Raw genomic sequence first — 901 nt, forward strand, 5'->3', positions numbered from 1 at the left:
AGGTGGATATGAAGCAAGACAACGCGAACAAATTTTGAAATCGCTTACAAATATTCAARGCATATGGATTAATATTAACAAAGCTGTCATCTATGAAAAAGGTAAACCTGTTCAGACAGCACTCCAGGGGCGGACGTTCATTTTTAAAGATTATACGGGAGAAGAATATGGTATTTCAGAAGAAACATGTAGAAAAAAGATAACGTTTACAATTGATAAAGTGTTTGCTAAGTATCTAAATGGTTCTGCAAGGCAAGTTGCTCTTCTTTCAATTAAGGCATTGCAATATAATCCTTATAGACAAATTTGGGAGAARAGACTTACAAGGTATTTAAGCTGGCGTTGGAGGACCCAAGCTAGAAAAGGAGACTTTTTACAGCCAAATAAAACAAGTACACTATTGGAGTCAATCGGCGAAAAAATGAATAATCGCACACCTTCTCGTACTAGAGAGCGGTTTGAAAAAGCTATGGATACATTACTAGAAGATGGTGTCATCGCGTCATGGCATTATGAAAAATGGGATGAATCTATTGCGGATTATAAAGGATGGGCTAGTATTTGGTTGAATTCTATGATTTTAATAGAGCCACCGGAGATTATTAAGGACCAATATCGTTCAATTGAAAAAAAACAAAAAGTTCGAAGTGACATTCGGCATTCACTACAGGATTCTAGTAGTCAAAAGAGAAGTGAAAATATTGGTGAGCAAATAAGAATCACTAGAAAAATTCTTAATCTTTCTTTATATCAATTAGCAGAAGAACTAGAAATATCTGCTCCTTACGTGAGTAACATTGAGAGAGGAATCAAAAGGCCATCACATAAAATTCGAACGAAAATGATAAAATGGCTGGAAAAACAGGAAAATAAAAATAAATCATAGCATTATACTAAACCT

1 protein-coding gene is annotated in these 901 nt (G+C 34.5%); it reads left to right on the forward strand.

All coding sequences use genetic code 11. From position 1 onward, the window contains the following. A partial coding sequence (locus AC1DUW_RS30645; protein WP_477644425.1) for a helix-turn-helix domain-containing protein occupies window positions 1-886 on the forward strand: 886 nt, incomplete at its 5' end. Window positions 887-901 lie beyond the last annotated feature (15 nt).

The sequence above is a fragment of the Peribacillus sp. P4_C12 genome (assembly GCF_056402095.1).